This is a genomic window from Pseudomonas sp. 50_B, assembly GCF_017491625.1.
Taxonomy (GTDB): domain Bacteria; phylum Pseudomonadota; class Gammaproteobacteria; order Pseudomonadales; family Pseudomonadaceae; genus Aquipseudomonas; species Aquipseudomonas danubii.
Window position 1 is genome coordinate 87,948 of the sequence record NZ_JAFGYX010000023.1, and the last position, 22,946, is coordinate 110,893.

At 56.8% G+C, this 22,946-nt stretch carries 23 protein-coding genes and 1 pseudogene; 14 read left to right on the forward strand and 10 right to left on the reverse strand.

Annotation, left to right across the window (positions count from 1 at the left end; all coding sequences use genetic code 11):
• Window positions 1-6: 6 nt before the first annotated feature.
• The 4 genes from J5M73_RS32190 to J5M73_RS25600 all read right to left on the reverse strand — a co-directional run bounded on the left by J5M73_RS32190 (window position 7) and on the right by J5M73_RS25600 (window position 3,694).
• Window positions 7-1,080 carry a M50 family metallopeptidase gene (locus tag J5M73_RS32190; protein ID WP_207816387.1) on the reverse strand — a complete coding sequence of 358 codons (1,074 nt, stop codon included), beginning with the start codon at window positions 1,078-1,080 and terminating at the stop codon, window positions 7-9.
• Between the two features lie 68 nt (window positions 1,081-1,148).
• Complete coding sequence (locus J5M73_RS25590; RefSeq protein WP_242553860.1) at window positions 1,149-1,961, reverse strand: class I SAM-dependent methyltransferase; 813 nt, start codon at window positions 1,959-1,961, stop codon at window positions 1,149-1,151.
• 118 nt (window positions 1,962-2,079) lie between these two features.
• Window positions 2,080-2,826: a methyltransferase domain-containing protein gene (locus J5M73_RS25595; protein WP_102863393.1), complete on the reverse strand. Its 747-nt coding sequence runs from the start codon at window positions 2,824-2,826 to the stop codon at window positions 2,080-2,082.
• Window positions 2,827-3,181: 355 nt separating this feature from the next.
• A complete protein-coding gene (locus J5M73_RS25600) occupies window positions 3,182-3,694 on the reverse strand; it encodes a hypothetical protein (protein ID WP_243433933.1) in 513 nt (170 codons plus the stop codon).
• Window positions 3,695-3,801: 107 nt separating this feature from the next.
• Here J5M73_RS25600 and J5M73_RS25605 point away from each other — a divergent pair, with 107 nt between their 5' ends.
• The 4 genes from J5M73_RS25605 (at window position 3,802) to J5M73_RS25620 (ending at window position 7,477) form a co-directional block, all read left to right on the forward strand.
• Window positions 3,802-4,398: a hypothetical protein gene (locus tag J5M73_RS25605; RefSeq protein WP_207816388.1), complete on the forward strand. Its 597-nt coding sequence runs from the start codon at window positions 3,802-3,804 to the stop codon at window positions 4,396-4,398.
• A 316-nt stretch (window positions 4,399-4,714) separates the two neighbouring features.
• Complete coding sequence (locus J5M73_RS25610; protein WP_205413472.1) at window positions 4,715-6,016, forward strand: amidase; 1,302 nt, start codon at window positions 4,715-4,717, stop codon at window positions 6,014-6,016.
• A 495-nt stretch (window positions 6,017-6,511) separates the two neighbouring features.
• The gene (locus J5M73_RS25615) at window positions 6,512-7,075 is read left to right on the forward strand and encodes a hypothetical protein (protein ID WP_207816389.1); all 564 of its coding nucleotides are present in this window, start codon (window positions 6,512-6,514) and stop codon (window positions 7,073-7,075) included.
• A 24-nt stretch (window positions 7,076-7,099) separates the two neighbouring features.
• The gene (locus J5M73_RS25620; RefSeq protein WP_060839488.1) at window positions 7,100-7,477 is read left to right on the forward strand and encodes a hypothetical protein; all 378 of its coding nucleotides are present in this window, start codon (window positions 7,100-7,102) and stop codon (window positions 7,475-7,477) included.
• Between the two features lie 567 nt (window positions 7,478-8,044).
• Here the strand turns inward: J5M73_RS25620 and J5M73_RS25625 are convergent.
• The 5 genes from J5M73_RS25625 to J5M73_RS25645 all read right to left on the reverse strand — a co-directional run bounded on the left by J5M73_RS25625 (window position 8,045) and on the right by J5M73_RS25645 (window position 11,666).
• Window positions 8,045-8,707 (reverse strand): uracil-DNA glycosylase, encoded by a 663-nt coding sequence (locus tag J5M73_RS25625; protein WP_207816390.1) that lies wholly within the window; start codon window positions 8,705-8,707, stop codon window positions 8,045-8,047.
• Entirely contained in the window at window positions 8,704-9,840 is a 1,137-nt protein-coding gene (locus tag J5M73_RS25630) for a nucleoside triphosphate pyrophosphohydrolase family protein (protein ID WP_207816392.1), read from the reverse strand. The genes J5M73_RS25625 and J5M73_RS25630 overlap by 4 nt, the downstream gene beginning before the upstream one ends.
• A 3-nt stretch (window positions 9,841-9,843) precedes the next feature.
• On the reverse strand, window positions 9,844-10,470 hold the full coding sequence (locus J5M73_RS25635; RefSeq protein ID WP_207816410.1) for a hypothetical protein: 627 nt from the start codon (window positions 10,468-10,470) through the stop codon (window positions 9,844-9,846).
• Window positions 10,470-10,937: a TIR domain-containing protein gene (locus J5M73_RS25640; protein WP_207816394.1), complete on the reverse strand. Its 468-nt coding sequence runs from the start codon at window positions 10,935-10,937 to the stop codon at window positions 10,470-10,472. Before J5M73_RS25640 ends, J5M73_RS25635 begins: the two co-directional genes overlap by 1 nt.
• Before the next feature lie 147 nt (window positions 10,938-11,084).
• Complete coding sequence (locus J5M73_RS25645) at window positions 11,085-11,666, reverse strand: toll/interleukin-1 receptor domain-containing protein (protein ID WP_243433934.1); 582 nt, start codon at window positions 11,664-11,666, stop codon at window positions 11,085-11,087.
• A 205-nt stretch (window positions 11,667-11,871) separates the two neighbouring features.
• On the opposite strand from J5M73_RS25645, the gene J5M73_RS25650 reads away from it, so the two are divergent.
• The 4 genes from J5M73_RS25650 to J5M73_RS25665 all read left to right on the forward strand — a co-directional run bounded on the left by J5M73_RS25650 (window position 11,872) and on the right by J5M73_RS25665 (window position 15,950).
• Window positions 11,872-12,474, forward strand: a complete 603-nt coding sequence (locus J5M73_RS25650) for a TIR domain-containing protein (protein WP_065363883.1) — start codon at window positions 11,872-11,874, stop codon at window positions 12,472-12,474.
• A 63-nt stretch (window positions 12,475-12,537) separates the two neighbouring features.
• Entirely contained in the window at window positions 12,538-14,154 is a 1,617-nt protein-coding gene (locus J5M73_RS25655; RefSeq protein ID WP_207816400.1) for a CBASS cGAMP-activated phospholipase, read from the forward strand.
• 81 nt (window positions 14,155-14,235) lie between these two features.
• A complete protein-coding gene (locus tag J5M73_RS25660; protein ID WP_207816401.1) occupies window positions 14,236-15,378 on the forward strand; it encodes a toll/interleukin-1 receptor domain-containing protein in 1,143 nt (380 codons plus the stop codon).
• Between the two features lie 2 nt (window positions 15,379-15,380).
• The gene (locus tag J5M73_RS25665) at window positions 15,381-15,950 is read left to right on the forward strand and encodes a hypothetical protein (protein ID WP_207816402.1); all 570 of its coding nucleotides are present in this window, start codon (window positions 15,381-15,383) and stop codon (window positions 15,948-15,950) included.
• A 266-nt stretch (window positions 15,951-16,216) separates the two neighbouring features.
• Here the strand turns inward: J5M73_RS25665 and J5M73_RS25670 are convergent, their stop codons facing one another.
• The gene (locus J5M73_RS25670; RefSeq protein WP_207816404.1) at window positions 16,217-16,480 is read right to left on the reverse strand and encodes a short-chain dehydrogenase; all 264 of its coding nucleotides are present in this window, start codon (window positions 16,478-16,480) and stop codon (window positions 16,217-16,219) included.
• A gap of 459 nt (window positions 16,481-16,939) precedes the next feature.
• Between J5M73_RS25670 and J5M73_RS25675 the strand changes: the two genes are divergently transcribed.
• The 6 genes and pseudogenes from J5M73_RS25675 to J5M73_RS25700 form a co-directional block, all read left to right on the forward strand.
• Window positions 16,940-17,737, forward strand: coding sequence for a hypothetical protein (locus J5M73_RS25675; RefSeq protein ID WP_146036413.1), 798 nt, complete (start codon window positions 16,940-16,942; stop codon window positions 17,735-17,737).
• Between the two features lie 434 nt (window positions 17,738-18,171).
• Window positions 18,172-18,774, forward strand: coding sequence for a transposase (locus J5M73_RS25680; protein WP_060839484.1), 603 nt, complete (start codon window positions 18,172-18,174; stop codon window positions 18,772-18,774).
• Between the two features lie 32 nt (window positions 18,775-18,806).
• Complete coding sequence (locus tag J5M73_RS25685) at window positions 18,807-20,483, forward strand: ShlB/FhaC/HecB family hemolysin secretion/activation protein (protein ID WP_243433935.1); 1,677 nt, start codon at window positions 18,807-18,809, stop codon at window positions 20,481-20,483.
• 19 nt (window positions 20,484-20,502) lie between these two features.
• Entirely contained in the window at window positions 20,503-22,320 is a 1,818-nt protein-coding gene (locus J5M73_RS25690; RefSeq protein WP_207816406.1) for a MotA/TolQ/ExbB proton channel family protein, read from the forward strand.
• A gap of 11 nt (window positions 22,321-22,331) precedes the next feature.
• Entirely contained in the window at window positions 22,332-22,757 is a 426-nt protein-coding gene (locus tag J5M73_RS25695) for a biopolymer transporter ExbD (protein ID WP_011061113.1), read from the forward strand.
• A gap of 3 nt (window positions 22,758-22,760) precedes the next feature.
• A pseudogene (locus J5M73_RS25700) lies at window positions 22,761-22,946 on the forward strand (energy transducer TonB); the annotation flags it as partial.

Here is a 22,946-nt window from a genome sequence, read left to right on the forward strand (position 1 = left end):
CTGTCCTTATGGGTGGTTGAAAAGGCGAATCAGGGTGGCTGCGATGAAGCTCCAGGCGATGACCCAGCCCAGGCAGGTCAACAGGAATGTGCCCCAGTAGAGCCTGCGCAATGCAGGGGAAAGGGTTTCCTGCGGCGCGCTGCGCCAATGGCGCTTTACATAGTTGAAAGCACGCTGGCGCAGGCGTGGTTGCCCCAGCACTTCGGTAATCGCCAGGTAGGTGTCGCCATTGAAGATGGGCAGCAGGGTGGGGATGAGGGAAATGCACGAAGCCACGATCATCACCACGAAAAGGGCGGGCAAAACCCCTTGGGTGTCACGGAACATCGCCCACAGGGCAATGCCCACTCCCGCATACAGAAGGCTGACCAAGGGGCCTGCCAGAATGGTGATCACCCGTTGGTTCAGCGGTAGCTGCGACCATTGTGTCTGCACCGGACGTACCCAACCGGTGGCGAGCAACAAGTAGATGCCGATCCCGAAATCGTTGACCTTGACCCCATAGTGACGACAGGCCATCGCATGCCCCAGTTCGTGAAGGGCGATGGAGGTCAGGATCACCGGGAAGTGCCAGAGCAGCCAGCGGTAACTCTGGATATAGGTGGCGCTGGCATCGGCCATGAAGCTGTCCAAGTGCGCGCCCAGGTACACGAAGCTCAACAGGGACAAGGCCAGCAGCGGCAAAATGAATGCCGCGCTGCAGCACCAGGGCGCCAACCGGTAAAGATGATCAAGCAATGGCTGCGGGTTGGTTTTAACCAGGTTAATCAGCAAATGCTCTTTCAGCGGGCCATAGGTTATGCCCGTGGCGGGATCGCGCAGGTCCTTTTTGTGATCCGTTTGCTCGCTGCTCAGCAGTTTCAGGTTGAGCAGTTTGCGCTCGAACTGCGCAAGCTTCTCGGGGCTGACCTTGATTCGATGCTGCGCCAGGGCGGCGTCGACAATCTCTTGCAGGTTTCGCTGGCCATCGAAGAGCAAGGCAAGTGAGTACTCGGCCTGGCCCAGTTCAAAACCGATATCACTACGGGGGTCGTAGAGGTTGTAGCGCCGGGTGACCGCGTCTGCTGGCGGTGGTGTCACGACCAGATCATCCCTGAAGCAGGAATGGACGCGGGCACTCGACTTTTCGAGGGCATAGGCCGAGGCACTCATGTGCGGGGTCGCATCGAGTGCAGGCTTGGCATGTAGGACTCCTGCAGTGCCTTGCGGCCCTGAGCCTTGATGCTTTCGAGGTGCTCGGTGGCAGGCTGGGCACAGGCTCGCCCCAGCACGAACACCGCCCCCGGTCGGGTCGGCCCGCACACGGGCTCATGGGTGGTCTGGATCGGCTCCCAACCATGCCGGTACATCAGGTGCTCGATACTGCTGGCACTCAAGTAGCGGCGATGGTTATGGGTTAGAAACCCTTGTTTGATGCCATAACCCAACGCGCGACCTTCAATCAGCAGCAATCCGTCCTCGGCACTGGCCTGCCGGCAAAGCTGCATGACCTGGTTGACGTCATGCACATGCTCCAGCGAACCGTTGATGATGATCAGGTTGTAATCACCCGTGGGGCTCATGTGTTCGGCGCCCACCAGGTCGATGTCCAGGCCGATATTCTTGCCGTATTCGACGTAGGCCCGGTCAGGGTCATTGCCTCTGACTGTCCAGCCGCGCTTGGCAAAAGGAATCATCAGGCCGCCGGCGGAGCAACCGACGTCAAGCATTTTGCCTTTGGCGGGAAGCACATCTTGCAGGTGCTGATACAGGTGTTCGCCGCGGCGTACCTGGTCCAGAAAGAAGGCGCGCTCCGGCTCCGTATTGCCGAACAAACTCAGGCGGTAGAACTTGTCGTAGTAAGCGCTGTAGAAGGCTTCGTCGAAGCGGTATTGCTGGAAAATATGCCCACAATCCTGGCAGCCGAGCACTGGCAATGCCACCGCCTGGTCACCGGGGCCCTGGACACTTTCCAGCAACACCCGATGATCTTTGGAATTGCAAAGTTCACAATCCATTTTCTGCGCACGAAAGGTTTCAGGCATTTGCAATAGTTGCAAATACTGTTGTTCTATAGTTGTACTCACAATGAAGCTCCATTCACTTAATGCAGAAGAAGCCTTCAAAGCAAATATATTTGAAAATACTGGTTATATCCTTGAAGCCGGCGCGGGATAACATGTCGATATTGCCGGCCGTGGAAAAAGGCTCAAGGACACCTTTCAAACTTCTGGTCTTCGCCAGAATTTCATCGGCGTTATAACCTTGGTCGCGCTTATAATCTACATACAGGCTGCTGAGGATGTCTTGAAAGCGTGCGTCTGGGCCGCGTACTTTTTCAAACATGATAAAAGCACCGCCCCAGTTCAAGGTCTCGTAGATACGATCGAACAAGGCTTGGCGAATGCGCGGGTGCACGAACTGAATAGTGTAATAAGCAACTATCAGATCACTTTTTTCATAGGGAAAGGTCAGGATGTCGTCGGTAACGAAGCTGACGTTGTGCTGCGGCGACGCGCTCAAGAGCTCATTCGCCTTGCGCGTCATGGCCTCTTCCACATCAATGCCCACCCACTTCACCGAGGCGCAGTGGCGCTGTGCAAGTTGTCGAGTGAGGGTGCCGGTGGAACTACCCAGTTCGTAGCAGGTGCTATCGCTCTTTACAAAAAAGTCGCTGAGCGACAGCACGATGTTATGCCCGTCCTTATATTTAGGTACGGACTTCGAAACATGGGAGTCAAAGTGTTGCGGAGTACTGCCTCCGAAACTCCATGAGGCATTACTCGACTCTACGCCGTCACCGACGGTTTCGTAGAGAGTGGCAGGCGAGGTAATTAGGGAAGACATGTATGTCACATCCTTGTCCGATACCAATGGGGGTGTACTAGTACAACGAGATTCCTTTCTCTTGGACGGGAGAGTATCCAGTCTTAGTTAACGTGTCATCATTTTTTTTTGCGAACAATAAAGGTGCGGTCGCACCAAAAAGGTGCGAGAAATCGCTGTTGAGAATAGTCCGCAGTACACACCGATTGTTGATGTTCTCGGTACTTGAGGTTGCACTGTTTGAGGCGGTGGATCTTGCATCGCCTTGAAGGCGCATCAAGCCGCGAGGCAGAGGGCTCGGACCGCGCTCGACAGTGATTCGTTGTTTGACATCATCGGCCTGATTCCCGGTATCGATCTTGAGGCCAGGGCTTCTTCATGACTGTTTGGCAGCGTAGGTCTCGCCAGTCAGCAGCAGGACGCCTTCTTTTGAGCTGACGCGGGTGATGCTGTTGATCACGATATTAAGGCCGCTTGAATGCGGGAACAGCGACAACAACAACTCGAAATACAGGTAGTCCTGGACCATGCGCGCCGCCAGATCGGGATGGTCTTGCAAGAGCGCCCTGAAGCTTGGGTAGCCCAGCTGTGCCAGCTGCGGAATGTCGACAAAACCCTGGTCGATATCGTCGGTTTTGCATTCGGCGGCAAAGGTGTCGGCGCAGTCAAGAAAGCATTGCGGCAGATCGCGGTGGTGGATGCGCAGTTCATAGGGCGTTGCTGGGATCGTCAGTGCCTCGCCGAAGCCCAGGCTGCGATAGCCGATGGTTTTTGGGTCGATGAGTTGGTCGGCCGAGGTGAATTTCATGGGGATTGGCGCCTGATGGTCCACGTCGGCTGTGCCGGTTCTATTGGCCAGTTGTTCGGGAGTGAAGTGAGTGTCATCCATGATTTGCAATCGTCAGAGAAGCCGGGAAGGGACTGTACTGTGTCCGATGTATAGTGGCGAGCGGCAGTTAACGGATGCTGCGCCCATGACTGATCGGAACGATACGGATGTTTGATGAACTGATCTTTACCTGTGAAATGCCTGCAAAAGATGATGCCTATGTCGGTGGCGGGGCCTGTCTGCCGACTGATCTGGCATGGCCCTGTTCGCCTGATGGCGTGCCGCTGACACACCTCATGGCCTTTCCTGGACGTTGGTTTTCAGAGGCCTTGATTGATGGGGAGTATTGGGTTTCGGTTTTTATGCCTTATCAGCTGGGTGACGTGGCTCACTATCGAAAGCTGCGCGCCATTGACGGTCGTTCGCAAGCAATTGTCATGGGCTATGTTCGAGCCGGTTCCGAGCGGAATGAGGCGGTTCAGCCGATTTCAGATCGCGGGACAGTGCGGCTGGGGATGAACGCCGACGTGGACGATGATGAAAACCTGGCCTCGAAGCTGGATGGCGTGGACGCTTGGCTGCAGTCGCCTGTTTCAGCGGGAGCAGGGCGTAGAAGAGTTTCCATTTATGGGGGCGATCTGGATAGAGCGCTGCCTGAGCACAAAGGCGTGCTTTCGGATGGCATGGGGTATCTGTTTCTGGATGAGGATTTTTCAGAGAGGACAGGCGCGGGGATTGGTCGGTTCTTTTTGCAGTTGGGGTAGGGCGATAGGGCGCTATCGAAAGCGGAGGCCAGGCCAGCGATCATCGCTGAAAGGGTGTTTGGCTGCGTAAACGGGCGTTGCTCGACCAATGCCAGTTGAGAGGCTTCTAGATAGACGGAGAGAGCCAATACTCTATCCCTGGTCGGAGCCTTACCTAAGTGTCTGTGGCCCTGGCAGTTACCCGTCTGGATTCAGCTGTGTCGGTGCTTTGTCGTTTGGGGGCTAATCGCTTTCGGCCAGGAGCGGTCATTGGCGGACTTTGCCCCCCCTCGCCTGAAATTACGCGCTGCCATGATGCTATAGGCATGTAAATGTATTGGAGCAAACACAATTGCCTTTACCGTATTCATTACTACGTCATTCAGCTTCTGAACTTGCCAGATTGATTCAACGGCGCGAGCTCTCCTCCACATCCATTGTGTCCACCTACCTGGCACGTATCGAAGCGCTTAACCCATCACTCAACGCCTTGGTGCAGGTATGTGGCGAGGCTGCGTTGGCACGCGCCTGGGAGGCCGATCGTGCAGTTGCCCAAGGTGAGTATTGGGGAGCGCTGCATGGCGTCCCCTTCACCGTTAAAGATGTTATGGATACTCGCGGTGTGGTGTCAGCAGTCGGCTTGGTCGATCGGGCTCGATACGTACCCGAGCAGGACGCTGTAGTGGTTAGGCGCATGAAAGCTGCCGGCGCGATCTTGCTTGGCAAAAGCAATTGCCCACCCGGGGGCGGCGGGGGCGTCACTGATAACCCCGTATATGGTGCTACGCGTAATCCGCATTCTCTATCCCACAGCCCAGGAGGCAGCAGCGGTGGCGAAGCTGCTGCGATCGCCGCCGGCCTTTCACCATTGGGATTAGGCAGTGATTCCGGCGGTAGCTTGCGTGTGCCTGCGCATTTTTGCGGTATCAGTACGTTGAAACCCACCAGTGGCCGTGTACCCAACACCGGTGTATTCGACCATCTTGGCGGGCTCAGCGACTACCGCAGCCAGATTGGCCCAATGGCCCGACATGTCGAGGATCTGGCTTTGGTGCTGCAATTGATCGCCGGTGAGGACGGTCGGGACGCCGGCGTGATACCGATGCCGCTCTGCGCCATGAGTACTGTCGAACTACGCGGATTGCGAGTGGCTTGGTACGGCGAGGGCGGCATTGCACCTGTTGACGACATCACGCAGACGACTCTGCAGTCGGTGGCCGAGATATTGAAGGAGGCAGGTGCCGTGCTCTCTTCGGCGTTCCCGGAGGCATTGGCCAATTCCAGAGCCATTACCGAACGCTATTGGGCCATGAGCAAAGGCTCCGGGGCGGAGTTAGTACAGTTGTTGGCAGACTGGGATCAATTTCGCAGTGCAATGCTGGGGTTCATGGAGGGCTACGACATCATTCTCTGTCCTGTCGACGCCGCACCGGCGCCGTGCGTGGGAGAGGCACGGCCTACCCTGTTCAGTCACACGTTGCCCTACAGTTTGGCAGGTTGGCCCAGCGTGGTAATTCGTGCCGGTACTAGCGATACGGGTTTGCCGGTGGGGGTGCAGATCGTCGCGCGACCTTGGCACGAGCATGTTGCTTTGGCTGCAGCAGTAGCAGTTGAGAAAGCGCTCCCATTCACGCTTTGAATCGCCACCGGTCATTGGCAAAAACCTGAGCCGAAAATGCACGCAGGTTTATTTTTAATACATGAGCCGCTTCATATCACGGCCAAAAGCACCTGAAAAAGATCCATTTGGTTGGCTGCTATCGCTCCACAAAAGCAGCCCATCAGCTAGAAAAATAAGGCGCACTGCGCCTCTTGCGCCCGCAAACGCAGGATCAGGCCCGAGGTGAATTCAATCACCAGATGATGATCCGCAGGGTCGACCGGTTGAATCCTCAACCCAAAGCGAACTTTGGTTGAGGACAGCTATCGGCCACTTGCGGGCGTTCCTCAGCCACCAGGGCCAACGCCATGGCCCACCTGGCGGCGCAGCGAGGGTTCCGCGGGCTTGCTCCATGGGGGGCTTGCGACCGCTGTTCTCGTCAAACACATAGGACGGATGTGCTAGATAGCCCTTTGCTACAGGTTCAGGGTGCGAAGCTATTGCCTTCAAAAATAACGGCAAAGGACCGCCCCTATGATCGCTTTTACAAGGCATTTCTTGCCTGCCGCATTACTGTGTAGTGCCCTCGCTGCCCAAGCGAGCGAAGTGCTGAAGGGCGACTACTGGGTCGTTCACCACCAGGGGGCCTTGGGCAAGAATCAGGTGTTCATCGCAGACGGCGACCCCACTCACATCATCAATCGTCCAGGTGGCGCGAAATCATTGGGTGTCTATCAACTTTACGAAGAGCCCGGTAAACCCAACTTCACCTCTTACGATGTCGAAATCGATTGTGCGAAGAACCGCGTGCGCATCATGGATGCGGCGGATTTCCACAGCGTGTTCAATGAATTTCGCAATGCGAAGTGCTCCAGCCAATGGCAGAGCAAACCTGACGCCTGGCTGGCACAAAGCCGTGACTTTGTCTGTAAGCCGACTGAACGCCAGGCCAAGAAGATGGAGCACTTGGGTGTGATGCCCGCGTCGCAAATGAGCAAGGCAGGGCCGCAGTTCTTCGAGATATTGAACCGCGAGGCGGCCAAGGCGGCCATCATGCAGAAGATAGATGAAGGGTTCGCGCAGATGTCTGCCAAGTAACCTGGCCTTCAGGGAGAAGACCTTATGAACCGATTGTTTATGTTGGCCCTGCTCGCCACCTTGCTCAGTGGCTGCGCATCATTGTCGGCCAGCAGTGCCTGGAAAGATCGCCCGGTGGGCGAACTGATCGACTTCTTCGGCGTGCCAAGGCAGATCATGGTGGCGCCGAAGGAAGATATGGTCGTGCTCAGATATGTACGTGACAGTAGCTATGTTTCACGTGAAGCCGCGGGTACTTACACGGGGCCGCAGAACGGACAACTTGTGCACGCAGAATACTGGGAAGACGTGCAGCACTCAGGCAGTTGCGAAATCAATGTGTTCGTCAACAGAGCGCGACTGGTGGAGAAGGTGCGAACTAAAGGGCGTTGTGTAGCGGTCCAGATGACGCCGGCAGGGTAGGAATGGGCCACTGGCGAGGGCAGATTCCACGAACCTGCACATCAGGATAGTGGTCGTCGACCTGCGCTACGGGCGTGTGCATGGCTCACTTTGGGGTTTGAAGAGATCGGCAACCCTGTACCAGGTCTCATCCGAGAACTCGTAAGGCTTTGCAATTGCAGAACTCCTTCTTGTAGAGGAGTAGGGGCTCTACAAAAACTGAGCCAACGAGGGGCCATGATTGGAGTTCCGGGTTTTCGTACAGAGTCTCCCAAAGCTGCCCTTCACGGAGGGCAGGAACCGGCCAGGAGCGGTCACTCACGTTTGGCTACTGCCACGTAATCGACTCTGTTCATTCCGAAGGTCAATCTGCTGAATGGAAGAGGTCGAGTAGCGTAATCGGTCTATTCCATCAGATTCGGGAGCTGTTTTTTTGAGTATCTATAGCAGAGAAGCACGATTCTAGGCGAAAAGCTCCGCGCCCTACCTACCGGGCGTCAACATTAGCGCAGGCCTACAACCACATCAGAGACAACCTGTCATGCGGGATTGAAACGGCAACCACCGTTCGCTAAGAAGCTAAGACTGTCAAAACAACGATCTAGTGCTCATACGACGCCCATAGAGCTCCGATATTTGCTTCTGGAACTGGGTCTGCCCCCCGTAGCTAGGATGTCTCACGCAAATCACAGGTACAGAATCTGTAATGCGATGTGCCGCAGCGGCAGCATCGTTGCCAATGGCCACGATGCGAGAGGGCCGTAGTAAGTCAATGAGCTGCTGGAGAAGCGCTTCACCTGCTCGTCTCTCACTGGCGTTGTGCTGCCGGTTTGTGAACGGGTCTCCTGATTCATGCGGATGAAGAGGAAAGACGTTCCACAAGAAGATGCGAGCATCAATATTTTCCAGCATCCCCCATATGACTGCAGCGGTTCGTTCGGCCACAGCATTGCCTATCGTCGGTCGCTCGGAGGCTAGGTCAAGATTCCAACGTCTAGTGTGCTGGCTTATGTGAACATCGTCAGTCAGGGCTAAGCCTGTACGGCGTCCTCCGCGGTATCCGAGGTCTCGTCCGATCCATATCGCATCTACGGGTTCCTCAGTTGCACGACGCAACATGGCGGATAGCGCGGCAGCACGGCGACGCGGTGCATCGCGTCGGTCATGAATTTCACAACGATCCGAATACGGATTGAAGCAGTCTTCAAACTGCAGCGAAGCAACTGCATCAACAAATGGGTGGATCTTCATTTTTCAGACTCAAGCGGCATGTATGTGATGGTGCGTTGTTCTCGGTTTCCAATGATCCAACCACCTTGGTTCGCCTTAAGCTGGCGAAAGACAGCATAGCCATCCAGAATCGCTCTCTCCCAGAGCTTCAGCGGGCATTTCTCAACTTCGTAACCAGCCACGAACTCGCCAATAGTCTTCAGAAGCCCAAGTGAAATTTTTTCTTGTTCCTCGAAGAAATTCAGCTCCTTGGCTCTGGAGAATATCCACGCCGAAACCCCTTCTTCCACGACGATGGCCCGACCACTGTCCTGTTCTTCATCATACCTCGGATGACTCTTCCGCTTGTGTCTGATCAATGCCCGCATCACAGGCGACCAGTGCAGGATTGCTGCGTAAGCAAAGTGAAAGACATCATGGAACCGATAGCCATCATTATCGGCAATGTTGTCAGTCAGCGGGTCTCCAATGAACACCCCCTTCCATTGGAGATAACTCTTGCCGCTTCCTCGTTGATTTACCCGTATCCTAAAGTCCCTAGGAAGCTGCTCTTCGATCCCAAACTCACAGTCGAAATCAAGGCCAGCTAAATCATCTACTTGAGGCTCCAAAAACGCGCCACGAGCCTTCCGAAGATTGCCGCGAGCTACCTCCGAAAACGCAAGCTTGGCCGCGTGCATTGCATCCAAGTATGCTCGTGCGAAAGAAACCAAATTAGTACGAGTAGGAGTGTTTCCCAGCAAAGCCGCCGCTGATTGCCCAAGGAGGACCAATGTGGCGTCCAAGGTAGTAGTCGAGTCTACGGGTACAGCGATATAAGCTAACGCACCTTCGGTTACATCACTTGCAGCTCCTACATTCCTGAAGTTTCCGTGATTCGCAGCTTCCGCGAAGATGTCTTCAAGAGGGATCTGCAAGCGTCTGCAGATTGCCGCTAAATACCAAAGAGTGTCGCCAAATTCTTCTTCTGCCGCCTTCCTAAAACCAGGGTATGCCGTTCTCTCTCGAACATTTTTTTTTGCTGTAGCCATTATTCCACCAACTTCTCCGTATAGTCCTTGTAGAACTGGATTGAAGTCGTGCGAATCAAGTACGTCTGTAGCTGCGATTTCCGCAGCGTAATCTGACAGTAAGAGTGAGCCTTCTTTTTTCATCGGTCACCTGCGGAGAGTCAGCCATTCGAATGGCGCGCTCTGATAACCGCGCACACCAAAACTACGAATCCACTTTTCAAAGTTCGCAATCAGTTGCACATCAGAAAAGGTGGTTACCCCAATTCCTGTTTTGCATAGGTGGCGGCCTTGCTGGTCTTTAAATTCATCGGGAAATTCAGGGCCTTCGCCTCCGAAATACACAAAATCGTCGCTAATCAGAACCCTGTTAACACCTGTATCACGTGCCACGTGATCCGGGTTGGATGAACCATCTGGATGAGAGTGAAAAGAGTCGCGCTGCTCCCAATCGGCCCCAACTGCAGCTCTGAAATATATATTGTCTCCACAGCTTTGTTTCCGACTACCGCTACGGTACGGTTTCTTGGATTCAAACCTAGGATCTAAACAATATTGATCAAATGTCATCGCTTCAGTTACACGCATTGCATAAACGAGATGCCCGCCAAGTCGGATACTTCGATCATTACTACCACTACCGACTACCCAATCCCCGACATGAGCTGTTTGACGTATTCTGGGTTTGCAGGTTGCAAGCGAGCAGTAACCGTAGAATGGATTAGGCGCGAAACCACTGTCATACCGCACGACATAAGAATGAATACGAGCCATCAGCACGGATGCCTCTTCAGTGGTACCTGATCACAGGCATCGCCATCAGGCTTCTCCCAAGAATCCTTCCCGTTGATTGCATCAACGATTGCATTACCATTCCATCCAATCAAAGCGTCGGCATACTCTTTTAGGGCGCTTGGTAGGTCACATTCTTTCTCGCCATGCTCCCAAACACCAACAATGCGCTTTCCTTGTTTGGCCGCATATTCAATTTCCCAGTTAACCCAATCACTGTCCTTGGTCTGGGGGGAAACGTAGCAAATAAAAACACCAGCCCAGTTGATAGCTGGTGCAAGGATCTGTGTCTTTATGTAGTGCTCATCAGTGGCATTGTTGAATTTCCCTGTATGAATGGAGGAATCTCTTACTTCCAACCCTTTAGGGGCTAGCAAATCCTTGAGCTTCTGCAGCCCATGGTCATCCTTGTGGACATGGCTGATAAATACATTTCTTTTCTCCGCCATCGGTCACCTCCAGTCCTTGCACATAGATGGTACTCTTCTAGATTTTAATCCTTGTCCATTACGTCATGGTCACAGCTCCTGACCAAAAAGCATTACAGATCGTAGATGTTCCCTTTTCATGTTGTAGGCACTAAAGGTAGGTTGGAATTAAAGAGTGTTGACCCACTTTCCATTGCCCCGAGTGTCGTAGAAGGCAAGCCCAGAGGCGCCATTAGGCACATCGATTTTGTTATAGAGGTTTAGGAACTCGTTGCCATAAAAATGGCCAAGATTGTCCAAGGTGGGGACAATCGCTATGCGATCATGGGGCTTTTTGCCGTCCGCAAAGCCGATTTCCCAGGGGCACCAGCGCGACGTCATCGAGTTCTGCGTTGCAAGAAAGAGGAACCAGTCGGCGCGGATAACTGCGACTTTGATGTTGAAGGCCGTTTCAGCATCCGGCTTGTCGGGCATCGTCTGATCCTGCCAGTCGATGTAGACGTCCCATCCTTGACTGTTGAGCAGTTCCTGCAAGCCTAGAGCGAGTGTTGTGTCCTTGTGGCTATGGCTCAGAAAAGCTGTGGGTTGACCGAAACGCTTACTGAATCGCCCTTGCATGGAGCTGCTTTGGCCTGCGTTAAGGAGATCTGACTGGCGAATTGGCATAAGCAAGCCTTCCTGGCATTTTGAAAGCAAAGTGCCATCTTTTGAAGCGTTGTTCAAGCTGCCTGCATTGTCCCAAATCAACATGTGTAAGCAGTGAACTACTCCATAACTCCGGCCTGGCCATCATAGTGATGTCGCCGGTGATTGCTTGGTGTAATCTTGCTGACTTCTAACCCCCTCGATGTCTGGCGGTCTCACTTTACAGGGCGACCACAGACGACACATGCCAGAGTGAACTGCAGTCGTTCCTAAATAATGGCGGCGGGTTGTCAACGAACGGAGGCAAGGGATGGCACGCAGAACATTTTTTTCATTCCATTATCAAGAAGACGTTTGGCGAGTCTTTAATGTCAGGAATTGCTTGGTTGTCAGTAACGATCAAGCAGCGGATGGGTTCTTCGACGGCAGTGTATTCGAAGCTTCCCAGAAGGAAGGCGATGAGGCGCTCAAGACCTTCCTCCGTAATGGTCTCAAGAGCACTTCCGTGACGTGCGTGCTTGCCGGTCAGTACACCGCTGCCAGGCGGTGGGTACGTTATGAGATTGTGCGCAGCGTTTTGAAGGGCAATGGGCTGCTCACCGTCGATATCCATGGCCTAAAAAACGACGCGAAGGAGCTGGGAGTGAAAGGCAAAGACCCACTGGCTGAAGTGGGTGTCTACCTCTCCAGTGGAAAGATTTATTTCGCGGAGCTCAAGGACGGTAAATGGGTGAAGTACTCGGACTACGCTGCCGCCATCCCTGCCTCTGATCTGTGGTTTGATGCCCCTACCAGCGATAACAAGGTTGTCAAGCTGTCCAAGCACTGCATGAGATACGACTTCGTCGCTCAAAACGGCAGGGAAAACATCGCTGGCTGGATCGAAACCGCAGCGGGCTTGGCCAGCCGCTAGAAATATGATCCTAGCCGTAGTGGCCCTCAGAAATCGACATTTCAGATCACTCAGGTATTACACATGGCAGTCATACAGCGCCTGGCCGGCGTTAGGATTCACCTGTCCGGGTCAAATAAAGAATTACAAGCAGACATCGCTGATTTCGTACAAAAATTTGCAGCGAAAGTCTTCAGTGAAGGGGGATCTATTGTCCATGGGAGCCATCCTTCGTTCACTGAACCACTGCGCAAAGCTGCAGAGGACTTCATCCAGGCAGGTGGGAGCAAGGGCGCACTTACCTTGGTGCGGGCGAGGAGCTACTCAACCGACCAGTACACTTCTGAAATTGAAAAGCAGAGAGCATTCGCTTCTGTAGAGATCGTGCCTGCAGATAACAGCGATGGTCCAGCCGCAGACGGCCTGACACCGATGCGTGATTGGATGGCTGATCGTTCCGACGCCGTCATCTGCGTGGGTGGTGCGTGGTGGGACGTGAATAAAGCAAAGGCAGGTGTTCCCAATGAGCTGGATACGATGCTTGAACTCGGAAAGCCAGCCTTTGTCGTCGCTGGCTTTGGCGGAGCGATCGCGGGTTATCTCAAAGACGACCCTTCGTTGTTATCTCGCCTGCGAAACGGGCTGCCTCACGAGGCGAATGCGACCATTGCAAACAGCACATCGGTTGACCAGGTCGTAGGGCTGATTGTTGAGCAACTGAAGAACTTACCACTCGCCCGCCGGAACATCTCGCGGGGCCGTAACTTCCGCATCTTGGCGCTTGACGGAGGAGGGCTCAGAGGAACCTTCACTGCAGCGGTCTTGGCCAAGTGGGACGACATGCTCAAGGCCGGTGGCGGGAATGACCTGATTTCGCACTTCGATCTGGTCGCTGGCACATCCACTGGTGCAATTCTCGCTATTGGGCTCGCTATGGGCCTGAAGCCGCGTGAAATCCTTGAGTTTTACGAGAAAAAGGGACCTCAGATTTTTCCGAAGGATCGGAAACTGCGGCACTGGCTCAAATCCAAGCACGACTCAGCGACACTTCGCGACCTGTTGACAGAGGTGTACGGGGCCAAAACGTTGGCTGCAGATTCTCGCTGCCGTCTGGTGATTCCCACTGTTCGGGCTAAGCAAGGTCAAGCAGAGGCGATCGTCACTCCACATAGCCCAGATCGCACCGCTTATCGAGATATTTCAGCCGTCGACGCCGCATTGGCTTCATCCGCTGCACCTACCTATTTTGATGAAGTTGCCTTCGACGGGCCTATTGCGCTGGAGACGTTCCTGGATGGAGGCGTCTGGGCCAATAACCCCATCCTCCCGGCTCTGGCGGAAGCGGTTCGATACTTAAAAATCCCTCTAGATAGGATTGATGTACTGAGCATCGGCACACTCAGTAGCGAAAGCGACTTCACCGATCAGCTCGGAAAGGGCAAGGCAGGTTGGGCACCTCACAGTGTCGATCTTTTTTTCGCCGCCCAAGAGCATGGTGCTCTGGTACTCGCAGAGAGCTTCCTGGGCCCGACACGTCACGTGCGCGTTAACCAGCAGACCCCTGTCGAAATCAAAATGGATGACGCCGAGGCTATCCAGGATATGGCGCAACGTGGCAATGAGGCTGGCAAAGAACACTTTGCGGAGGTGCGCTCCAGATTCTTTGACGGTCAACATGTTGATGTGTGGAAGAGGTTCTGATCAGGCGCGGGCGCTCGGGGGATAGTCTCTCGGCGTCCGATTGATTATTGGCGCTTAATCAACTCCGATAGCGAGGCTGTCATGTCATTCATCTATCAGCTAGCTGTCTTGGGGGCACCCACGGCCGCGCAAATCTCTGAACTTGAAACCGCCGTAGCAGAGGCGGTTTCCATGTTTGGCTTGAGGTTGGGTCAGGATATCGGCTGGGAGATAGTTCCTACTGCTTTTACTCCTCATCAGCAACGATCGGCTGCCCTTGTATTTTTCGGCGGAGTAGGCGCGGATCACCCCAGCCTACCAGGCTTGCTTCGAGGTGGCGTTCCTGTTGTCCCGGTCGTGTCTGACCTAGGTCGAGTTGCGACGGAAGTCCCGGAAATTCTGCACCCATTAAATTGTTTGTCTTACGCCAATGGTGGGGCGAAACGTGTCGCCACTGCGCTTTTGGAATGTGCAGGCCTGCTTCCGAAGCAACGTCGGGTCTTTGTCAGTTATCGACGAGACGAGGCCAGACAGGCGGCGCTGCAGATGTTCGACGCGCTCTCTGCCAGGCATTTCGACGTTTTTCTGGATACCCATAGCATCGCGCCGGCAGAAGATTTTCAGACCATGCTGTGGCATCGGCTTTGCGACTCTGACGTGCTCTTGATGCTCGACACGCCCAACTATTTCAACAGTCGATGGACGTCAGCCGAGTTTGGAAGGGCGCTTGCCAAGGGCATTAGCGTTCTTCGAGTAGGGTGGCCTGGAGCCCAGCGGTCCGCGCGCTTGGCAACTGCAAGCCTCGCTGAATTTGATGCGAGTGAAATAGATGTCATATCTGGACGGATTAGTGATCACGCGATTGACCGGATCTGTCTTCAGCTTGAAGCAGTTCGCAGCAAGAGCCATGCGGTGCGAACCGTTAACCTAGTGAGCAATCTGCGAATAGGCATTGAGGCCATAGGTGGCGAAGTGATTGGCATGGGCACCGGCCGCGGGATTCGAGTACGTCTTCCCGACGACCGTATGGTTGTGGTTTACCCAACGGTGGGCGTGCCGACCTCGACAACAATGCACGAAGCTTCAATGAACTCTCCTGACGAATCTGTGGCCATACTCTATGACCATATAGGTCTGCATCCCAATTGGCTGAGTCACTTGGATTGGCTGGGCCAATACATCCAAGCGACGCGCTGGATTAAGGCTTGTGAGGCTGGCTGGCAATTTGCAGACTGGAGGGCGTAGAAATGGGGGCAGTTTTCCTCTCTGCAAGCATCCCCGTGATCGGGCGAGGGACGTATTACGAGACCGCTGACCCGTTTCTAATCCAGTGCGCAGTTCGTGAACTAGCTATCGCTACCGTTCGCCGGCACAAGATTGTATGGGGTGGCCATCCTGCAATTACCCCAATGATTTTGAGCATCTGCGAAGATCTCGGGGTTGATTACGCAAGCTCTGTGATCCTTTATCAAAGCCGCTTTTTCGAAGGTCGTTATCCGGAAGAGAACCAACAGTTTGGCAACGTAATTTATACCGATCCCGTTCTCGAGGATATCCAAGGTAGCTTGCAACTAATGCGCGAACAGATGCTCTCTAGGGATGATCTGGTCGGTGCAGTTTTTATTGGCGGGATGGACGGTGTTGAGGTCGAATACGATATTTTCAGGCGGTTCAATCCTAAGGCTTTCATTCTGCCTGTTGCCGCCCCAGGAGGAGCAGCGCTCAATCTCGCCCGGGATAAAGGCTATTTCATTGGGCGGGAGCTTGAAGACATAGATTTCGCCACGCTATTTAACCGGTATTTGCCTACCCATTAACCGTATCGTGAGGCTCATGTTTTTCTTCTGATCCAAGTGTGAGTCGCCTTGGATTTCTTTCCATCGAAATTGATGGCATGTACTTCACTGGCTTTAAGTAAGGTTTGAGCTGTGCCTTTAACAGAAAAGCGGACAGTTTTATTTATTGGGATCACTGTCCGCTTTTGGCCGATTGAAGCCACTTTTAAAAGACTTTTCCCCCCTAAAAAATCCAAGACCCCATTTGAAACGCTCCGCGCTACCAAGCAGCGCGGAGCGCTCAGGCGTCAGGCTTGAAGGCGCCAGCCCATCACTCCCAACAGGTCGCAGCTGTCACGCAGCAGAATCGCCGCCGCGTTGGAGATATGTTGTAGATCGGTGTTATCAGCGCTCTTCAGCTCTGCACGGGAGAGGCTTTCCAGCAGTTGAGTGACCGCCAGTAAACGTGCGGTGCCGTTGGCATGCAGCACGTCCAATGGTGCGGTCTTGTCGATAAACAGGCAGGGAATCAGGCAGTCGATGCCGGTGATGGGGATGTATTGCTGAGTCATGGGAACCTCCGCTTGTGGGTAAGGGAGCTGTCCTGTCGTCGCCAGTCGAATAGGTGGCAGCTATACGCGGGTTGGCGAGCCGACTCATCCCACAATAATCGGCAGATCCGAGGATCTCCCGCGTACAGCCGCCATGAAAGATCGCCGTGAACAAAAGGGTCCTCGGCAAAGCTTGCAAGCGGAAGTGCCTGTGGGTGAGTTGCCAGGTCGCCAAACCCGGTCGCCATTAGGGCGAGTGGGGACTATGGATGTTGGGTCTTGGGGGGACAAGTCAGACGCGTCTGCAAGTTTTGTAGGATCGCAGAGGTGAACTTGGCGACCTGTGAGCCGGCCAATTTTGCTCGGGGGTTGGGGTACATATCCGTTGCTGCACTCGAGGTCTTGTAGCGCTCCGTTTGACCCGGCTTTTGCATCTGCGTAAAGATTCGCGTCCCCCTCCCACGGCACAGGCACTGGATCTTGAATCACAAACAACTACTGGGTTATCTGCCGCGTGATCTTGTTGATCCAGTGGTGCATGACGTTGCGCGGCTCACGGCGTGGGCGATGCTGGGCGCGAAAAGAAGTGCGCCTGAGGCACTCGCGGCAGGGGTGCTCGCTCCGCTGCTGTTGCGCTGGAATTGTGTGTTGGACGCGCCGGGGGATGAGGTCAGCGAGCATTACAAGGATCTGGTACGCCTGACCCTGGCCGTGGTGCTGCACCGTCATGGGTTTCAGGATGACGGTTTGACCAAGGCTGCGCTGCAGGCGATCGATCGGCTCAACGACAAGGTGGTTTTGAGCGACACTTTTTATCGCCATCGCGAGGCGATTAAGGCCCTGGTTGTTTCGCCGCCGACAGCGCTGAGTCGGCGTCCCGCCACCGGCAAGAACCAGACCTTCTGGAGGGCGGGTGATGCGGCTTCGGTGCAGATCGGCGAGTGGTTCTACGCGATTTACGTGCAGAGCATCGTCGGTAATCACGAGGCGCCCATTGTCGAGATTTATGATTTCGCCTCGCGCCAGCGGCCCGGGCCAGAAGACATCCGTGAGTGTCAGGCCAAGGGGCAGCGTTATAACGACGGCGTGGAGCGTATCTCGCTGTATGCGGCTTACGGGCTGCGGGATCTGCCAGATCGGGCGAATCAGTTTCAGGTCATTGCCAGTGGCGTGCCGGCTCCTCGTGTCGATCATTTGCAGCCGGCGATCGGTCTGTACGCGGTCAGCGACCACTTCAGGTTGTTGAAGGACATCCAGGCGGTGTTTGGCCACGCCTGAGGTTTCGCTCTTTGTGGTGTCGCTCCGAGGTCTGTCAGGGCTAGCGCTCTGAAGCTCTGGCGCCCTTAGAACGGCTGCGACCGCTTCGTCGGGGTGCCGCCCAGCTCGTTCGCAGCCTGCGGCAGCGGCTACAAAAAACACCTCGACATTCCCCCTCTAGCCGCTGCCGAGCCTTCGGCGAGGCTGCGCCAAGGTCCGCAGGACCTTGCTTGGCACTCTCCCGCCGTACCTCTAGCACCCTTGAAATCCCCGCGTCCCCGCAGGCTGTTTGCCGCCTTGTCGGCAGGGCAGCGCTGGTTTGTGAATGAAGCTTTTATGACAAAAGTTCGGTAGCACATCGCCACGCACGTCTTGGGTATGTAACGCGCTTGAGGGGGCCGCCAGGCCACTTTTTTAAGCCGAGGCGGGACGCCGGGAGTGAGGCTATGGGGACTATGGAACGCTACTCGAAAGTGGGCATGCAGGAGCTGGATCAACGGCTGTCGAAGATTGTCGAGGCGGCGCGCAAGAAGCCGGTGTCGGTCTATCGCTACGGGGCGCCGTGGGTCTGGATCGTGTCCCAGGATGATTGGCAGGGCGCCTTGAAGGAGGTGGCCAGCTATATCCCGCCGGGGCATTCGCTGGTGCTGCTGCGTCCGCAGATCGATGAGTTGCTGGATCAGCACCGCGATCTGCTCCAGGGCCTCAATGCCGAGCCCGGCATGCTGATCGCGCCGCGTACGGTGATGCACATTCTGTTGCTGCAGTTGCTGTATTCGGTGCCCAGCGAGCAGCAGCTGTATGAACAGCTCAGTTACAACCTGTTGTTCCGTTGGTTCGTCGGTCTCGATCTGAACCAGAAGGTCTGGGCCTTCAGTGTCCTGAGTCGCGACATCGCCACGCTGTTGAACAACCCGCGGGCGGTGCAGTTGATCCAGAAAATCATCGGTGAAGTGTTTTGCGGCGCGCTGCTGCAAATGCCCGAGTTCTCGCTGAATTTTGCGCTGTTGCACACCTGGCTGGCGCGCCACGAAAACACCTCGATCAGCAGCAATTGAAGCGGCCAAACGCTGTGCAGACGGCGACGGCAATGCGCGTGCGCGCGCCAATTTTCAGTTTTTTAGGGGGCGGTGTGGAGCATCTGGGCAAATCAGGGCGACCCGGCAGTGGCGGGCGCTGGTGGCCGTTGTGTGGCTGGTTGACGCTGGCGGCACTGGCGCCGGCGGTGCAGGCCGAGGAGGGCGAGGCGGTCCCGGTCGAAACCACGGCTGCGGCGCGGTTGGTGGACGTCAATGAGTACTTCGTGCGCGGCAATACCGTGCTCGATGCCCGGGCCATCGAGGAGGCGGTGTACCCGTTCCTCGGGCCGCAGAAGGCCCTGGCCGATATCGAAGGCGCCCGGGATGCGCTGCAGAAGGTCTATCAGGAGCGCGGCTATCAGTCGGTGTTCGTCGAGCTGCCGGAGCAGAAGGTCGAGGACGGCATCGTCTACCTGCAGGTCAGTGAAACCAAGGTCGGCCGGGTGCGGGTGGTGGGGGCCAAGCATTACTCGCCGGTGGAGATCCGCGATCAGGTGCCGGCGCTGCAAGAAGGCCAGGTGCCGGATTTTGCCACGGTGCAAAGCCAGCTAGCCGGGCTCAACCGCGGCGCCGGGCGCCAGGTCATGCCGTTGGTGCGCGAAGGCCAGCGCCCGGGGACCATGGACGTGGACCTGCAAGTGGAAGACCAGAACCCCTGGCACGCCAGCGTCGGCCTGAACAACGACTACAGCGCCGACACCGAGAAGCTGCGCACGGTGGTCAATGTCGGCTACGACAACCTCTGGCAACTGGGCCACAGCATTTCCCTGACCTATTTCACCGCGCCCCAGGACACCGACAACGCCAAGGTCTGGTCCGGTTCCTACAGCGCGCCTTTGAGCGAGCGCTGGGCCTTGCAGTTCTCCGGTTACCAGTCCGACAGCAACATCGCCACCATCGGTGGCAGCAACGTGCTGGGCAAGGGCCATTCCTACGGGGTGTCGGCGATCTACAGCTTGCCCGCGGCCGGCAACTGGGCCAACTCGCTGTCGGTGGGCGTGGACTTCAAGGACTTCGAGGAAGAGATGCGCTTTGGCCGCAGCAGCGACCAGATTCCGTTGAAGTACGCCCCAGTGACCTTTGGCTACAACGGCTATCGCTACAGCGAAAAATCCCAGCTTGGCCTGGGCCTGAACCTGATCGTCGGCACCCGGCGCTTCTTCGGCTACGGCAGCGACGCCGAGGAGTTCCACTACAAGCGCGACGAGGCCAGCGCCAGTTTCTCGGTGCTCAAGGGCGACCTGAATTTCACCTACACCTTCGCCAACGACTGGCAGTCGGCGTCCAAGACCGCCTTCCAGCTGGCCTCCGGGCCTTTGGTGTCCAACGAGCAGTATTCCGCCGGTGGCGCCACCTCGGTGCGCGGCTACCTGGCCGCCGAGCGCACCGGGGACGAGGGCTACCTGTTTTCCCAGGAGCTGCGCACGCCGTCCCTGGCCAAGTTCCTCGGCAGTTATGTGCAGGAGTGGCGCTTCTACGCCTTTGCCGAAGGCGCGCACCTGTCCCTGCACGAGCCGCTGCCCGAGCAGGAGGACCAGTACAGCCTGGCCAGCGTTGGCCTCGGCACCCGCGCCAGTTTGAGCAAGTGGCTGTCCGGCAGCCTCGACTGGGGCTACCCGCTCAAAGACGGCCCCAACACCCAGAAATACGACCCGCGCCTGCACTTCAGTGTGCAAGCGACGTTCTGACTTTACGGAGACCCTTCCCATGCAACGCTTATTCCTGAGCCTGTTGATCTGCCTGGGCTTCGTGCTCCCGGCCACGGCCCACGCCTGGTGGCAGGACGACTGGCATTACCGCAAGCAGATCAGCGTGGACACCACGCCCCAGGGCGCGGCCATCAACGAGGCCCTGGGCCGCACCGCGCTGCTGGTGCGCCTGCACACCGGCAACTTCACCTTCGACGGGGTCAAGGAAGATGGCGCCGACCTGCGCTTTGTCGCCGCCGATGACAAGACCCTGCTCAACCACCAGATCGAAAGCTTCGACCCGCTGATGGGCATGGCGCTGATCTGGGTCGATGTGCCCAAGGTCGAAGGCGGCCAGCGCCAGGACATCTGGATGTACTACGGCAACCAGAAGGCCCCGAGCACCGCCAATGGTCAGCTGACCTTCGACCCCAGCTACACCGCCATCTACCACTTCGACGGCAGCAACGGCACCCCGGCCAAAGACACCACCGCCTACGGCAACACCGCGCAGAACGCCACCGGCGCGGCGATTGACGGGGTCATCGGCCGCGCCTTGCAGTTCAGCGGCCAGCCGCTGTTGCTGCCGGCCAGCCCGTCGCTGCAGCACAACGCCGGCGGCGCCTTCACCTTCAGCGCCTGGGTGCGCCTGGATCAGGCCAGCGGTGAGCAACTGCTGCTGGCCCGCCGCGAAGGCGCCGGCAGCCTGCTGATCGGCATCAACCAGGGCCTGCCCTTCGTCGAAGTGGACGGCCAGCGCGCCGCCTCCACCCAGCCGCTGAACCCGGGGCAGTGGCAGCACCTGGCCCTGAGCGGCGAGGGCAGCCGCCTGGCGCTGTACGTCAATGGCCGCGAAACCGCGAGCCTGGCCCAGGCCATTCCGAACTTCAATTCGGTGCTGGCGATCGGTGCCGATCTGCCGCCGGCTGCCGGCGCCGAGGCCAGCCATTTCCTGCCGTTCACCGGGGCCCTGGACGAGCTGCGCCTGTCCAAGGTGGCGCGTCCGGCGGCGCTGATCCTGGCCGATGCCAGCGCCCAGGGCGCGGAGTCGAAGCTGGTGGCTTATGGCGTCGATGAAGAACAGTCGGGTTTTGGTTTCGGCAGCCTGGGCTTCCTGCTCAAGGCGGTGCCGGTGGATGCCTGGGTGATCATCCTGGTGCTGGTGGGGATGATGATCCAGTCCTGGGTGATCATGCTGCGCAAGAACCGCATGGTCGGCCGGGTCAGCGCCGCCAATGCGCTGTTCCGCGAGCAGTTCGCCAAGGTCGGCACGCGCCTGGAGATGTTCGCCGACGATCAAGTCCTGGCCAGCCGCCTGGAGCATTCCTCGCTGTGGCGCCTGTACCTGGTGGCGGTGAAAGAGATCCGCACCCGCCGCGAGCAGGGCGCCGATACCTCCTCGGTGTCGGCGGCCACCATCGAGGCCATCCGCTGCTCCATGGACGGGGTGCGCACCCGGGAAAACCAGCAGCTGAGTTCCAAGCTCTCGACCCTGTCCAACGCCATTGCCGGCGGCCCCTACATCGGCCTGTTGGGCACGGTGCTGGGGATCATGGTGGTGTTCCTCGGCACCGCCATGGCCGGTGACGTCAACATCAACGCCATCGCCCCGGGCATGGCCGCGGCCTTGCTGGCCACCGCCATGGGCCTGTTCGTCGCGATCCCGGCGCTGTTTGGCTACAACCGCCTGATCACCCGCAACAAGGAAGTCGGCGCCGACATGCGGGTGTTCGTCGATGAGTTCATCACCCGGCTGGCGGAGCTGCATGGCGAGAGCCAGCACAGCGAGAACGCCCACTGGCGGGTCAGTCACAGCAACGCGTCGGTTCCGGCCTGAGGAGAACTGCCATGGCTTCCGTGAACGCCTCCCATGACGACGAAGACGATGCCGCCGTCGACAGCATCAACATCACGCCCCTGGTGGACGTGCTGATGGTGGTGCTGGTGATGTTCATCCTCACCGCCACCGCCCAGGTTTCGGGTATCCAGATCCACCTGCCCAAGGCCAGCGCCTCGGTGTCGCTGTCCGAGGCCAAGACCAAGGCCATTTCGGTGAACGACGGCGGCCAGGTGTTCCTCGACGCCTACCCGGTGACCCTGGGCGAGCTGGAAGAGCGCCTGCGCATCGAGAAGGCGCAGAACCCGGACTTCCCGATCATCGTCCGTGGCGATGCCACGGTGCAGTACCAGAAGGTCATCGAAGTCCTCGACCTGCTGCGCCGCCTGGAGTTGTCCCAGGTCGGCCTGGTCACCGGCAAACCGAGCCAGGGCTGAGCCATGACCGCACAACAACCCATCGAACTGCCTCCGGTGCAGAACAAACCGCGAGCCGTGCAGCTGCTGAAGTGGGGCGCCGGATTGCTGCTGGGGGCCGTGGCCGCCTGGTTTTTGTGGCAGTGGGCCAATGACATGGCCGGGGTGCGTCGGGAAGCGCCGAAGGTGCCGACCATCATCCCGCTGCCG